Genomic DNA, 13328 nt, shown 5'->3' with positions numbered 1-13328 from the left:
TAGTCTACTGTTAATATTTAGACTAACAAACTATAATCCTTATCAAGCAAATAAAATAAGCGACTGGCAGGTACGCCAATACCCACCAGACCCGCAGGTGAAAAACCACCATTGGCTAAGGCTTATCTTCTCTACGCAGAGAATGTATAGCCTAACTATTTAATTCAAAAATAGCAATGGTGGTTATCCCTATGAAATTTATAAAATGTCAAAACTGCGGTAAAAAACTACTTAAAATTGGAGTTTTTGACAACCTCTCTATTAAATGTTCTCGTTGTAAAATCATTAATACTATGAGCGTCAAGCACGCCGCTAATCCCAGCACCATAGAAGCCCACGAGGCTCTTATCCAAAAAGGACAACCTCGTGGAAATCTGCCAGCCCAAACTCTACAACAAAGCTCCTCTGCCATTCGTCGGTCAGAAACGTAACTTCTTAAAAGCCTTCCGAACAGTTATCAACAATCATATACAGAACGATGGTGCAGGTTGGACGATCATAGACACGTTTGGTGGCAGCGGATTACTTGCCAATAATGCAAAACATTTCAAGCCTGCTGCTAATGTCATCTATAACGACTTTGATGGCTATAGTGAGCGATTAAAGCATATCAGTGATACCAATCTTCTCCGTCATTCTCTACTTGATGCCCTAGGTGACTCACCAAGAGGCAAAAAACTATCAAAGCATGTGAAGTCTAAAGTACAATCTGTCATTCAAGATTTCGATGGTTATATAGACCTACAAAGTATTAGCACATGGGTTTTGTTTAGTGGTAAGCAAGTTAGTAGTGTTGATGAGCTTTTCAAGCAAACGATGTATAACACCATTAGATGTAGTGACTATAATTTAGCTGATGGCTATTTAGATGGTATAGAGATAGTGTCATTGTCATTTGAAAAGTTATTACCCACTTATCAAACAAGCCCCAAGACCTTACTCATATTAGACCCACCCTATGTAAGCACCAAACAAGGTGCTTATTCGCTAGATAACTATTTTGGCATGGTGCAATTTTTAACACTAATGAAGCTAGTCAGACCGCCTTATATACTATTTAGTAGTACTCGTAGCGAAGTATTGGCGTACATGGACTATCTCAAAGATAACGACGTAGCAGCATGGGAGCGTTTAGGAGGGTTTGATATAGTCAGTCAGATATCTCGTATTAATCAATTAGCAACCTATGAAGACAATATGATTTACAAATGGTGAGAATATGAAATAAAGTTTCTTATTTAGAAATTTTTAATAGCATAATTTATAACGATTTTTTCGAAAAATTTTAACGTTTTTGATTAATAAATAGTGACTTAGTCAAGGCAATGAACGTAGGTAGCTCTGGTTAATAACAGCAGGGATATGAACCAGTTCATTAACGCTTCATCATGCAAATTTAGCCAATTTTTATATGAAAGTAAAAAGTAGCTGTATCCCTTGTAGATATTAGCCTAACGGGGTGAAAGTTCAACAGCCCCTATAATTCAAGGCAACATAATAATTTATTTAAGGTGTCTTGACGATAAGCAAATAAAAAGCCCAACTTCTTATGACAGAAACTGAGCTTGTTTATCATATTGTTATTAATAATGTTTTTAATAACAATATTGTTAATAACAATGTTTTCATTAATAATGTATTGATATGAGATATTTAATAAATCTATTCTCTAATCTTAGTTACCTATTTCTTTGTTCTCTATCACGGCTCATCAACAACACAACCAACACACAATAATGTCATCTTGAACAAAAACGAGATATTATTCATTCATAGCAAGATAGATACCATTATTTGAGGCATTATCAGTATAACGAGCATCTCTCCAAGTGGTGTAAGAGTAGTTACCACCGCTATAAGGATTGATACTATTTTGACGAAAATCAGAAACCCAAGCCGTACCATCAAATATTTGAATATGCCCATGCTTATGTTTAGCAGAACGATTATACACTACAACATCACCAATTTGTGGTGGGGTGTTATTACTGACTTTTACAAATCCAGCATTGGCTAATGTACCACGAGTGGCATATTGATAGGCAGAAGCATTAGGCGTAAACTCATAACCAGCGGCTTGTAGTGCCTTACGTACATAACGGGCACAACGTCCAATACTACGTGAATGTGCTGCTTGAGCTGCTCGAGCGGCAGCAATGGCAGGGGCAGAGTTGCTATTGATTCTAGGGGCTGGGCGATTGGCAGAAGTACCAAAGTAGGTTGGGGAGGTTTGCATTTGTGACTGTTGCGAGAGTTTTTCAGATAAGGCAGCAAGTCTATCTTCTCGTTGCTGCGCTTGTGCGCTTAATTGCTGGATGGCTTGACTAATTTCATCTTCACCATCTACGCTTATGTCATCATAACCATCAATATCATCATCGGCTGCACTATAGACTAGGGGCATGTTATATGCAGGGAAGGTTTGTTCAACCTCAGCATTTGCCTGTGTAGCACCCAAACCAAACAGTGATAATATTATTAAAGATCTTTTCATAAACTTTCCATTTGTTCAACTTAAAGCATACTGTAAACTGAGTTGCATAGACTCATTTCAGTAGACAACGTAAAAAAAGTGACATGTTATATTAGTAACACAGCAATAACTTAACTCTACTAGTCATCATTAGAGGTAAAATGTACTCTAGAGATGACCTGCAAGTTAGCTTATTTGTTATATAAACCAACTGAATTTAACATCTCACTTCATGTCTTTTTGGTATGAATCTAAACTAACACTCATATTCACAACAGTATTATTCAATAAAGCATATAAAACAGATGATAAATCAAAAAAAACAGCCCAATCAGTTCGCACCATTAATGGAGCGACAATCAGTAGCAAGTATTACCCTGCCTAAAAATTTAAACAATAAATATAATGAGCTGCTGACTCATACTCAAGAGATAAGACGACTATTACAAGACGGCTTACCAGCAGAGATCATAAAAACAATGTGGATAGTAAAATATGAGCAAGAGAGTCTAACCATTGCTGTCAGTTCTCATACTGCTGCCAACCATCTACGCTATATGTCCTCTACTTTGGTTGAGTTTATAAAAATGCAATCAATGACATTTAAACAATTAAATTCTATTGATATCATTGTTTCATACACAACCAAACCACTGAGCACATCTGCTTCTATGACATCACTGCCTACAAAAAACAGCAGAAATATTCATGATAATCATAATAAACAGGTACTCAGTACCAATGCACGCAAGACTATAGCACACACAGCCACACATGTCATCACAGATGAAAAGCTTAAACAAGCGTTACTCAAGCTAGCAAATTGTGATTAACAGAGTTTTTACATTGTATATTTTATGTAAATTTTTATTTATATTCAGCAATAATTTTACTTAATTTATTTATAAATTCTTTATTTATAATTTTCCAATATTTTTGCTACTCATAGCAAAAATAAATATTTTTTTTCTAGATTTACCGAATTATCTAACTTTTATGCAAAACATAATAAATTATTATTTATTTTTTAAAGGCTATGCTCTACTCTGCCCACCTCAGTTTTGATCAAAAAATACTTCTTGCACAATTGTTGCTTTGGCAGTCTAAAAAAATGGAATCTAAGCAATCATGCTATGATTTACGCTTCTAAATAGGCGACTGGGGCCTTTTTACTGTCATTAAATGTTACAATTTCAAAGTTATTTTTATCACTTAGCAATTTTCTGATGAGGCGATTGTTTAGCGCATGCCCTGATTTATACGCATTAAATTGCGCCAATAAACTATAACCACATAATGATAAATCGCCGACCGCATCTAAGATTTTGTGACGTACAAACTCATCAGCATATCTTAGCCCTTCCATATTCATGATTTTATGATCATCAATAACGATGGCATTTTCCATACTACCACCCAATGCCAGATTGTGCTGACGCATCTTCTCAATGTCATGCAAAAAACCAAAAGTACGTGCGGCACTTAAATTAGCAACAAAATCCTCACTAGAAAACTCTAAACTGGCGCGCTGATAACGCTTATCAAAAGCGGGATGATCAAAATCTATTTCAAAATTCAATTGATACCCATCATAAGGTAACAGTTCTGCCCATTTATCAGCATCTGTTACCCGCACTGCTCGTAACACCTGCAAAAACTGCTTATCTGCTGCCTGCCATTTAATCCCAGCTTGTCTAATCAGCTCAATAAAAGGGGCAGCACTACCATCCATAATAGGTATTTCAGCAGCCGAAACACGGATAAGAAGATTATCAATGCCCAATCCTGCAATGGCACTTAATAAATGCTCAACTGTACCAATACGCACACCATCTTGCACTAAATTAGAGGACATCATGGTATCTTGAACCAACAAAGCATCTGCCTTGATTTGCGGTGTATCAGATAAATCTGAACGCTCAAAAACAATACCAGTGTTACTATCACTGGGGAATAGCTCTAATAATACTTCTTTGCCACTATGCAGACCAACTCCTGATATATGTACAGGAGCAGCAATGGTTCTTTGCTTCATATTGACTCTCTTAATATTAAAAGTTTGCAAGTTTGCTTTATAAGATGCTGATATGGATTTAGTAAGACTGCATTATACATAATTTGTTACATTAATATTGTAGCATCAACACCGCAAGATAAAAATGAAGAAAACTGAAATCTATTTTCAGAAATTTTTATTCAGAAATTTTTATATAGTCAAAGAAGTCCAAAACAGATACAAGGCAACCGATTACAGATAGTAGGGTTATGCAGCAAACAAGATTAACACTGTAGCTGTTTAGTAGTTCTTTGACTATAACCTTATAGTCAGGGGTATTTATCACCATAAAGCAAATATACTTATGGTTTATGTACCTCCATAAAATCAAAAAAGCCAAACCAGACAAGGCTGATTTGGCTTTGTAGAAACACTTTAACGCATAGTGTCTGGCTAGTTAGCTATATTAATGATGAATTCCGTTGATTCAATGACTCATTATTTAGCGATTTTGCTGACGCTTTAAATAATCTTGAATACTATTGGTTTTTGTTTGTGTCGCATCTGGTGCAGTTGTGGCACCTGAAGAAGTTTTAGTAATGCTGTCTTGAAAGAGTTGTGACTGTGTTTTTTTCTGATTATTTAAAGCACTGGTATGGGTGGTGGGATCAACTGCTTGATGACTATGGGCTGACAATACTTTTTTAGTTGCTTCTTGTTTGGGTTTATCTTCTAAGGTTAAACCTGTCGCAATCACAGTCACATGCAAATCATCTCCCATTTCTGCATCCACTACTGAGCCATAGAAGATATTCGCTTCATCGGTATCTGTAATGCCCTCAACAATTTCACTGATTTGACTAAATTCATCCAGTGATAATGTATCTGATGACACCACATTGACTAACAAACCTTTGGCATCTTCTAAGCGCAAATCATCAAGAAGTGGCGAGCGGATGGCTTTTTCGGTTGCTTGTCGTGCACGATCATCGCCACTAGCCCGTCCAATCCCCATCATCGCATGACCTTTTGCTGTCATTGCCGTACGAATGTCATTAAAGTCAATATTTACCAAACCTGAACGAGCGATGGTCTCAGCAATACCTTGCACAGCATGTAACAACACATCATCTGCTTTTTTGAAAGCCTCTGGCATGGAGATTTTACCATAGACACTCAAAAGCTTATCATTTGGAATGGTAATAATAGAATCCACAAAATTGGTAAGCTGATCAATACCTGCTTTAGCAGCTTTAACACGTTTACCACCTTCAAATTTAAATGGTGTGGTGACGACTGCTACGGTCAATATTTCCATCTCTTTAGCAATACGTGCAACCACAGGTGCTGCACCTGTACCCGTACCACCACCCATGCCAGCAGTAATAAACACCATGTCAGAGTTTTCAAGCAATTTACGAATTGCTTCTTCTTCACTCTCAGCAGCTTCACGTCCCACCTCAGGATTAGCACCTGCACCAAGTCCACGGTTTGTTTTTGCACCCAGCTGTAGTTTGTGCTCAGCGGTCAGCCTATCGAGTGCCTGACGATCAGTATTAGCACAAACAAAGGTAACCCCTTTGATACCTTGTTGTACCATGTGCTCTACGGCATTACCACCACCGCCACCCACGCCAAAGACTGTAAAACGTGCTTGACCATTATTGTGGATCTGGCTGTCATCAGACATGGTAAATGTTGTCATATTATACATTCTCCCTTAATCGTGCATCATTTCAATCAATATCAATGTGCCACAATGCTCGATCTTAAATAAGTTACGTTTTTAAATTTTAAAGATATTTAAAGTTCAATAATAATCTGTTTTCAATTGGCAAATATTCTAAAGCAAACAAGAGCTAAAATAGCATAGACTAAAATATCTTTACCAATAAACATGGCGTTAGTCGCATTTTATAATATGCTGTGCTCTATGCTCAGCTTATATACATAGATATAATATAATCAGTATAATGTCACCTCAAGGCAAGCACAACCAATACAGACCACATCTATCTGCGTATGAGCCTTGCATACATTAATCAATCATCAAATATTAGTTAGTATATTAATAAAAATTTAATATATTAATAAAAGTATAAAAGTATTAATACACTACCTTTAGTATATTATATTTGGCTATAAAATACGTTTTAAAAACCCATCCAAGTGGGTTCTAATACGACTAAATCGACTGTATTGTAAAGCATCAGGGGAACTTTTTTCACTATGCTGAAACTGCTCACTTTGAGTATATAAAAGCGCACCAAAAGCAGTTTGATAGGCTCTTCGGTTCACCTGCTGGGTCAAGTGTTCAAAACGCTTATCATCATCAAAGTGATTGTAAGCTGTAATGGCTGGATGAGAGTTAGTTAAATATACAGGCATATTTAATAGACGTTTGCAAAAAGCCACCATACCTTTAACCTGACTGCCACCCCCAGACAATACAATACCTCTATCAAGATACTCTACCAAACCTGCTTTATTCAGCTCCACAAAAACCGCACGTAAAATCTCAATATAGCGCGCCTCCATAATTTTAGCGAGCTCTAGTAGATTGATCATTACCTCATCAGCCACACCTTGACGTTTGAGCATCATAAACTGACTGGCATCAATGCTCTGCACATCAACTGTTCCATAAGTTTTTTTCAGTTTTTCAGCCTCAGCCATGGTTAAGCCCAAATCAACAGAGATATCCATGGTCACATTATAGCTGCCTTCTGGCACACAATGGGTAAATATTAATTTGTTTTCACGATAGACACAAACACTGGTGGTACTGGCACCAATATCAAGTAGGCACACACCCTGTCTTTTCTCATCAGGCATCAAGCTGTATTCGGCACTAGAAACTGCATCAAAGAGTATGTGGTCAATACTCACATCACACGCTTGCAGTAATCGCTGCAAGTTTTGACCACTTGCCACAGGCAACATCATTAAATGATACATCACCGAAATTTGCTTAGTATACATACCAATGGCATCATCTACCATGCTCTCCTGACCATCTACGACAATGCCTTGCTGACAGTGATGCATCAGGTAATAATCATTTGGCATGTCAGCCGCTTTTGCCAGACTTAAAGCTTGCACAATATCTTTATTCTCTACTGTTTCAGTTTCAATACTCACTGTACCAAAGCTATTTTTACTGAATAATTCAGGCGTAGATAAAGACAGCCAAACTGAATGCACACGGCAATTTGCCATCTCTTCTGCATCAAAAATAGCTTGCTTAATACTTTTTTTTAGTCGCTCCCAATGGATGATTTGACCACGAAAAAAATCATCACTTTTCACTTGTCCCACACCCATGATACGGATATCATCAGCAGATACAACTTGTCCAATAACAGCATAAATCGCTGTGGCACTCAAGTGAACAACAACCAAATTTTCCGTATTCTTCATGATATAACACTAGTGAAATAAAACGCTAATAATAGGCGTAAGGGGTGAAAAGACTGTCTTATAATAAGACTAAGAATGAAATTAAGATACTAAATTAATTAAGGTACTATAGTACTATATAAGATATTAAATAATACACACGACTTTAGTCTATCCTGCCGACTAAGTTAAACTATAATATAAATAAATTTAGTGATAAGGTAAATAAAAAATGTATTATAAATCTTTATAGTACAAACTAATGTTTTTAATACTATTCATTATACAACTCATTAAACGGGACAAATCCTAAAAGAAAAGCTATTTATAATCTTAAAAAATAATTCAATAAAAATATTTAAACAGAGCTATACCACAGTATTATAAGGAATTAACATGCGTTTATCATTATCTAGATACATAGTCCTATAAAACTTGTACACAAATATTATAATACGTTAATAACCGTATCATTCGTATCTTCATCACTACCCAATAATAGTACTTATGTATCTAATCTTGTGTATCTAATAAAGAGGTTGGCTCTATATTATCTGTTTTCCATGTAATGGCAAATCCATTTTTATACCTCAGATCTATCGACTGAATTTCATCACGTCTACTTGCCAATTGATTGACCAATATTTGACTGACTGCAAATAATTTTTGATAAGTGTTTTCATTATCGACAATAATACGCATGCCATTATCAAAGCGAAATAGCCATGTCATTCTAGGGGATAAAAAAATGTCTTGTACCTTTATATCAGCAGGTGCATACCACATATTCACTTGCTGCATCATTTGCATAATCAATGCTGATTGCTCAGTGCCACCTTGTAGGGTAACAAAGTTAGGTTGCTGCAATGAGCGAGCATCTGCAGGAATATACGCTTGACCCTGTGCATCAATAAGACGTTCACTACCAAACTTTGCTACAGGCTGGCGTGGTAATACAGAAATAACAATACCCCGATTCCAATCCCTTTGGATACTAACATCCTCTATCCAAGGCATTTGTAGTGCAGCATCTTGTAATACAGGTAGATTGGTACTAAAGAAGCTACCCACCTGCTGTGCTTGCATGGTCTCATTTAACAATTGGTATTGTGTAGCGGAGAGGTTTTTGGGATCAACAATAATTTGTGCAGGTGGTGCGTGATACAGATTATTCAGTACCATAAAAATACCAACGACAATAAAAGGTACCGTCAGTAAATACATCAGTTTGGACTTCATTGAATCTGATAAATAAAATAAGGCGTTTTTTTTTGTGGCAGATATATCATCTACCTGCTGTGTCGTGCTTTTATCCATGCCACTTCTCATTGCATTGAATGCCTACTAAATTTTGATAACTGACATTAGATTTAATATTCAATCTTCACCAAACTATCTATTTTTACTATTTAAATTTTATCTTCTATTTCAAATAGATAATACAATAAATGGCACAGCATTATTGATTGAATAGTAGCCTATTTTGTCATAAAACCCCAGTATTTTTGAAATCTTTTATAGGCAGCTTATCAGTCACTAAAACAATAACCATAGCTGTTATGTTTTAATATTACAAAATACTCATCAACAATATTAATCAATTTGATGGTTTATTTGATTACTAATGATCATAATGTTTGCGCTAAGATATGCACACATAGGGTTTGAAAATCCATGCCCCGAGCTTTGGCAGCCATGGGTACTAAACTATGACTGGTCATACCCGGTACGGTATTGATTTCTAATAACCAAAAATTACCTTGCTCATCTTGCATGGCATCTATTCTACCCCAACCTTTGGCATTGACTGCTTTAAATGCTGCCAAACTTAGGGCTTGTAAATGCTTTTCATCCGCCTCTGACAAACCGCACGGGATATAATAACCTGTGTCATTGCGATTGTATTTTGCTTCAAAATCATAAAAGTTGGTAATATCAGCAGGCTCTAGGCGAATGACAGGATAGGCGTCATCATCAATAATCACGATGGTAAATTCACGCCCTGTAATCCATTTTTCTGCCATCACTGCATCGCCACAAGCAGCGGCTGTTTCATAAGCAGCAGGCAATTCATCTAGCTGATTTACTTTGGTCATACCAATACTAGACCCTTCATGCACAGGCTTAACGATTAATGGTAATCCCAAAGTATTCACTACTTGTTGCCAATCTGTATCTGCTGTCAATAGTGAAAATGGCGCTGTCGATAAGCCACACCCATGCCATAGCTGCTTGGTACGTACTTTGTCCATACCAATTGCCGATGCCAATACGCCAGAGCCTGTTTGAGGAATGTTAAACCATTCAAGCAAACCTTGTAGTAGTCCATCTTCCCCACCCCGACCATGCAACACATTAAACACTCGATCATAGTCTCTCAGGGCCAAAATATCGTCTGTTTTGGGATCAAAATGAGTCACATCCACGCCATAGTCTTGCAATGCCTTTAATACAGCTGAGCCACTATCAATGGACACAACACGTTCATTACTATTACCCCCATACACCACAGCGACCCGACCAAAGACGCTGGGATCTTTGGGCAAGGTGGTATTAATAGTTGCATCCGCATTCGATGGTTGGTTTTGATCAGATAATGTAGTTTGGCTCATAATGGCTTACTCAATTGGAACTTTAAAAATATCAGGGTTAAAAACTTTTATGCTCTCTATGCTAAGCAATACAATACTAATGCTTAACTAGACTGATTGGTTAAATAGAGCTGATTTTCTGCCAATGTCTGTGATACCTGACCGACATTGCCTGCGCCTTGGGTAATGAGCAAATCTCCAGCTTGTAATAGCTTTTGCATAATGGGTGCAAGATTGTCTTTGTCAACCAGCATCGGCTCAACTTCACCACGCAAACGTATACTGCGTGCCAATGCCTTGGTATCTGCGCCCAAAATAGGGGATTCACCAGCGCTGTAAACATCCATCAACAACAGCGAATCCACTTTGGATAACACAGAGACAAAGTCATCAAAACAATCCCGCGTACGGCTATAACGGTGTGGTTGAAATAACATCACTAAGCGGCGTTCAGGATAGCTTTGGCGGGCAGCATCAATCGTCGCTTGCACTTCTTTGGGGTGATGCCCATAATCATCAATGAGCAGCACATCACCATCATCTTTTGCCACACAAGCTTGCTGCTCAAAGCGGCGACCAACACCAGCAAATTTCTCTAATGCCCGTTGTATCGCTGCATCATCTACCCCTTCATCTGTCGCCATGGTAATGGCAGCAAGAGCATTTAATACATTATGCTGCCCTGGAATATTGAGGGTCAAGCGTAGCGGTTCATTATCTCGGCGCAACACGGTAAAGTGGGTTTTTGTGCCATCGACAACCACATCGGTCGCTTGCACATTATTGTGGGGTAAAAAACCAAAGGTAAGCACAGGACGGGCAATATCATCAATCATCGCATATAGCTCTTCGTCATCACCACAAACCACTGCCAAACCATAAAATGGCATGTTTTGCAAAAACTGAATATAAGCCGCTTTGAGTTTATCAAAGCTGTTCTCATAAGTTTCCATGTGGTCTTGATCGATGTTGGTAACAATCGCTGCCATCGGACGCAAAGATAAAAATGATGCGTCTGATTCATCCGCTTCGGCTATCAAAAATCGACTTTGTCCCAATGAGGCATTTTTACCAGAAGCATTAAGCTTTCCACCAATAACATAGGTCGGGTCAAAGCCTGCCTCAGTCATCATCATGGTCAAAAGACTGGTGGTGGTGGTTTTACCATGTGCCCCTGCCACCGCAATACCATGACGATAGCGCATCAGCTCTCCAAGCATATCGGCACGGCGTACCACAGGTAGACGCGCTTTGAGGGCAGATTGGATTTCAGGATTACTGCGATCAATGGCAGATGACACCACCACCACATCGGCATTAGCAATATTTTTGGAGTCATGCCCGATATATACTTTGATGCCAATATCTTCAAGACGATGAGTGACCACACTGGCTTTGATGTCTGAGCCACTCACCACATAGCCTTGGTTTTTCATTACCTCAGCAATGCCACACATACCCGCACCACCAATACCCACAAAGTGGATACACTGAATACGACGCATTTCTGGAATTTCAATTAGGCGTTTGGGTAAGGTGGGCTTAGACATAGCTCTACTCTCTTTAGTAAAATGACTAAAAATAATACCATTAATTACAATAAAATTAAGACTAAATCACACAAAATAAGCTAAATTTATAGCTCAGTGGGTAAAACAGCCATAATTTCATTGGCAGTCCGCATGGTCGCACCAGGTATGGCAGTTGCTTTACCTTTTTTAGCCATCTCAAGACATTTATTGCGATCTAAATCTAATAATATCTCTTTGAGGTATTCAACATTAAATTTGCTTTGTGGCACCAGATAAGCAGCATCTTCTACTGCCAAAAAGCGGGCATTAGCGGTTTGATGGTCATCAACTGCATGTGGCAATGGTACAAAAATGGCTGCCAAACCAACATTTTGAATCTCTGTTACTGTCAATGCTCCTGCTCGGCAAACAATCAAATCTGCCCACGCATACGCCGCTGCCATGTCTTCTATAAAAGGCAGGATAGTGACTTGATGTGGACTGTCAGTTAATGGTGCATAATTCGCCTGAGCTGACTCAACATTTTTCTGTCCACACTGATGGCGCACATTGAATGGCTTATCAATTAATGCCAACGTGGCAGGAATGGTTTCGTTTAATACTTGTGCACCCAATGAGCCACCAACCACCAAGAGTTTCAGCGGGCTGTTATCTTCCACGTTATAGCGAACTTCTGGCGGCTCTATGGCGATAATTTCTGCTCGAACAGGATTACCTACTGTCACCAATTTGGGATTTTCTTTGGCCGTGCTATCACCAAAGGTATCTTCAAATGCTTGTAGCACTTTAGTTGCCATTTTTGCCAAATAACGATTACTCATACCCGCAATGGCATTTTGCTCATGGACAATCAGCGGTACGCCTGTTGCTTTTGCTGCCAGACCACCTGGTGCGGTGACATATCCCCCAAAACCAACGACCACATCAATTTTATTTGCTTTAATCACTTTTACCGCCGCCATGGTCGCCGCAGATAAGGTAAATGGCATTTTAAGTACTCGTCCGATGCCTTTACCGCGCAGCCCTTGCATCTCAATACTATGAAAAGCATAACCTTTGGGACGTACCAAATCATTTTCCATGCCATTGGGTGTACCCAGCCAATGAATCACTGCACCACGACGGGTTAATTCTTCTGCTACTGCCAAAGCAGGAAACACATGCCCGCCTGTCCCTGCTGCCATCATTAATATTTGTGGTTTGTTCATAAAATATCTATCTACCTATATGGATAATGTATCAAATACGAATGGTTAAACCTTGTCTATATATTTTTCTATATAAAACCTCACTCTCAACTTATTTTACTAAATTGATATATGACCCCTCCCAAACCC

At 38.3% G+C, this 13328-nt stretch carries 11 protein-coding genes; 3 read left to right on the top strand and 8 right to left on the bottom strand.

The window, feature by feature from the left end; translation table 11 throughout:
- The first annotated feature begins 191 nt into the window (after positions 1-191).
- On the top strand, positions 192-431 hold the full coding sequence (locus tag FHK89_RS11390) for a Com family DNA-binding transcriptional regulator (RefSeq protein WP_230660414.1): 240 nt from the start codon (positions 192-194) through the stop codon (positions 429-431).
- Entirely contained in the window at positions 367-1215 is an 849-nt protein-coding gene (locus FHK89_RS11385; protein WP_230660411.1) for a hypothetical protein, read from the top strand. Before FHK89_RS11390 ends, FHK89_RS11385 begins: the two co-directional genes overlap by 65 nt.
- A gap of 547 nt (positions 1216-1762) precedes the next feature.
- Here the strand turns inward: FHK89_RS11385 and FHK89_RS11380 are convergent.
- The gene (locus tag FHK89_RS11380) at positions 1763-2494 is read right to left on the bottom strand and encodes a CHAP domain-containing protein (RefSeq protein ID WP_230660408.1); all 732 of its coding nucleotides are present in this window, start codon (positions 2492-2494) and stop codon (positions 1763-1765) included.
- A 284-nt stretch (positions 2495-2778) separates the two neighbouring features.
- Between FHK89_RS11380 and FHK89_RS11375 the strand changes: the two genes are divergently transcribed.
- The gene (locus FHK89_RS11375; RefSeq protein ID WP_230660405.1) at positions 2779-3306 is read left to right on the top strand and encodes a hypothetical protein; all 528 of its coding nucleotides are present in this window, start codon (positions 2779-2781) and stop codon (positions 3304-3306) included.
- 305 nt (positions 3307-3611) lie between these two features.
- Here FHK89_RS11375 and lpxC read toward each other — a convergent pair whose 3' ends face one another.
- The 7 genes from lpxC to murG all read right to left on the bottom strand — a co-directional run bounded on the left by lpxC (position 3612) and on the right by murG (position 13199).
- Positions 3612-4508 carry a UDP-3-O-acyl-N-acetylglucosamine deacetylase gene (gene lpxC, locus FHK89_RS11370; protein WP_230660403.1) on the bottom strand — a complete coding sequence of 299 codons (897 nt, stop codon included), beginning with the start codon at positions 4506-4508 and terminating at the stop codon, positions 3612-3614.
- A gap of 463 nt (positions 4509-4971) precedes the next feature.
- Positions 4972-6174 (bottom strand): cell division protein FtsZ, encoded by a 1203-nt coding sequence (gene ftsZ, locus FHK89_RS11365; protein WP_230660400.1) that lies wholly within the window; start codon positions 6172-6174, stop codon positions 4972-4974.
- A 434-nt stretch (positions 6175-6608) separates the two neighbouring features.
- Positions 6609-7889, bottom strand: a complete 1281-nt coding sequence (ftsA, locus tag FHK89_RS11360) for a cell division protein FtsA (RefSeq protein WP_230660397.1) — start codon at positions 7887-7889, stop codon at positions 6609-6611.
- A gap of 492 nt (positions 7890-8381) precedes the next feature.
- Positions 8382-9185, bottom strand: coding sequence for a cell division protein FtsQ/DivIB (locus FHK89_RS11355; RefSeq protein WP_230660394.1), 804 nt, complete (start codon positions 9183-9185; stop codon positions 8382-8384).
- Positions 9186-9496: 311 nt separating this feature from the next.
- A complete protein-coding gene (locus FHK89_RS11350) occupies positions 9497-10480 on the bottom strand; it encodes a D-alanine--D-alanine ligase (RefSeq protein WP_230660391.1) in 984 nt (327 codons plus the stop codon).
- Between the two features lie 83 nt (positions 10481-10563).
- Complete coding sequence (murC, locus tag FHK89_RS11345) at positions 10564-12009, bottom strand: UDP-N-acetylmuramate--L-alanine ligase (protein ID WP_230660388.1); 1446 nt, start codon at positions 12007-12009, stop codon at positions 10564-10566.
- 86 nt (positions 12010-12095) lie between these two features.
- On the bottom strand, positions 12096-13199 hold the full coding sequence (gene murG / locus FHK89_RS11340) for an undecaprenyldiphospho-muramoylpentapeptide beta-N-acetylglucosaminyltransferase (protein WP_230660383.1): 1104 nt from the start codon (positions 13197-13199) through the stop codon (positions 12096-12098).
- Between the last annotated feature and the right edge of the window lie 129 nt (positions 13200-13328).

It is taken from the genome of Psychrobacter sp. I-STPA10 (assembly GCF_021012795.1).
Classification (GTDB): domain Bacteria; phylum Pseudomonadota; class Gammaproteobacteria; order Pseudomonadales; family Moraxellaceae; genus Psychrobacter.
Note: the sequence above shows the minus strand (reverse complement) of the source record. Positions and strands in the feature narration are given on the sequence as shown.

What these genes read in the sequence shown, in the direction of transcription:
- FHK89_RS11390 (WP_230660414.1), top strand. Translation starts at nt 192, where the DNA reads ATGAAATTTATAAAATGTCAAAACTGCGGTAAAAAACTACTTAAAATT.
- FHK89_RS11380 (WP_230660408.1), bottom strand. Translation starts at nt 2,494, where the DNA reads ATGAAAAGATCTTTAATAATATTATCACTGTTTGGTTTGGGTGCTACA.
- FHK89_RS11375 (WP_230660405.1), top strand. Translation starts at nt 2,779, where the DNA reads ATGATAAATCAAAAAAAACAGCCCAATCAGTTCGCACCATTAATGGAG.
- lpxC (WP_230660403.1), bottom strand. Translation starts at nt 4,508, where the DNA reads ATGAAGCAAAGAACCATTGCTGCTCCTGTACATATATCAGGAGTTGGT.
- ftsZ (WP_230660400.1), bottom strand. Translation starts at nt 6,174, where the DNA reads ATGACAACATTTACCATGTCTGATGACAGCCAGATCCACAATAATGGT.
- ftsA (WP_230660397.1), bottom strand. Translation starts at nt 7,889, where the DNA reads ATGAAGAATACGGAAAATTTGGTTGTTGTTCACTTGAGTGCCACAGCG.
- FHK89_RS11355 (WP_230660394.1), bottom strand. Translation starts at nt 9,185, where the DNA reads ATGGATAAAAGCACGACACAGCAGGTAGATGATATATCTGCCACAAAA.
- FHK89_RS11350 (WP_230660391.1), bottom strand. Translation starts at nt 10,480, where the DNA reads ATGAGCCAAACTACATTATCTGATCAAAACCAACCATCGAATGCGGAT.
- murC (WP_230660388.1), bottom strand. Translation starts at nt 12,009, where the DNA reads ATGTCTAAGCCCACCTTACCCAAACGCCTAATTGAAATTCCAGAAATG.
- murG (WP_230660383.1), bottom strand. Translation starts at nt 13,199, where the DNA reads ATGAACAAACCACAAATATTAATGATGGCAGCAGGGACAGGCGGGCAT.